The following is a 1,039-nucleotide window of genomic DNA, read 5'->3' as shown; positions in this document are numbered from 1 at the left end:
GAGTGTTAAGGGGAGTGGTGCGGGCGCTTCTTTTTGCCACTCGATATCGAGTTTGGCAGACTCCGTAGTGAGAGCTGTAATAGTGGCTAGGCCAATTTGCTGATTGAGCAGGCCAACGCGTATGTTATCTCCAACTTTTGACTTTAGAGTCTCATGCATATGTTCGAGTTGACGACCGGAAATCTCAGCCAGTGTTTCGCTGTGCATATTTTCGGGGAATAACAGTAGCAGGTTCATCTAATTGTTATTCGCTTACAGGTTCTTCGTTGCGCTTCTTTTCGACGAGTTTTGAAAACAGCACTCCGACTTCAAAGAGAGCCCACATTGGAACTGCTAAAAGAGTTTGCGAAATAACATCTGGAGGCGTCAATAACATACCGATAACGAAGCAGCCAACCACGATGTAAGGGCGTTTTTCACTTAGGCTAGCTGAGCTGGTAATACCTGCCGCAACCAAAATAATGGTTGCGATTGGGATTTCGAAGGCTAAACCAAATGCGAAGAATAGCTTTAGAATGAAGTCAAGATAGCGACTGATATCGGTCATTACAGTGACGCCTTCAGGTGCGGCACTGGTGAAAAAGCCAAACACTAAAGGAAAGACGACAAAGTAAGCGAATGCCATGCCGAGATAGAACAATATTATGCTCGATAGCAGTAAAGGATAGGCGAGCCGTTTTTCGTTCTCATAGAGTGCAGGTGCGATAAAACCCCATATTTGAAAGAGCACATAAGGCATTGATATAAACAGTGCCGTCATTAGAGCCAGTTTGAAGGGGGTAAAGAAGGGTGATGCGACATCGGTCGCGATCATGGTGCTACCTTCGGGTAAAAAGACCCTAAGTGGCTCTGAGACAATCAGGTAGATATCGTTGGCAAAATAGTAAAGGCCTGCGAAGATCAATATAACGCAAAGCACAGAACGCAGGAGGCGTGTGCGCAATTCTATCAGATGGCTGATTAGAGGCTGGCCTTGGTCGACTACAGTGTCGTTTTCAGTTGCGTTGTCAGAAGTCTTACTCATGTCTTTACTATGCTT

General features: G+C 45.5%; 1 protein-coding gene and 1 pseudogene. Both read right to left on the bottom strand.

Annotation, left to right across the window (positions count from 1 at the left end):
• Positions 1-237, bottom strand: a pseudogene (locus tag A3763_RS17495) (16S rRNA (uracil(1498)-N(3))-methyltransferase); the annotation flags it as partial.
• Positions 238-244: 7 nt separating this feature from the next.
• Positions 245-1,024 (bottom strand): twin-arginine translocase subunit TatC, encoded by a 780-nt coding sequence (gene tatC / locus A3763_RS17490; RefSeq protein WP_068510193.1) that lies wholly within the window; start codon positions 1,022-1,024, stop codon positions 245-247.
• Positions 1,025-1,039: the final 15 nt, after the last annotated feature.

This window comes from Oleiphilus sp. HI0128, from assembly GCF_001635365.1.
Note: the sequence above shows the minus strand (reverse complement) of the source record. Positions and strands in the feature narration are given on the sequence as shown.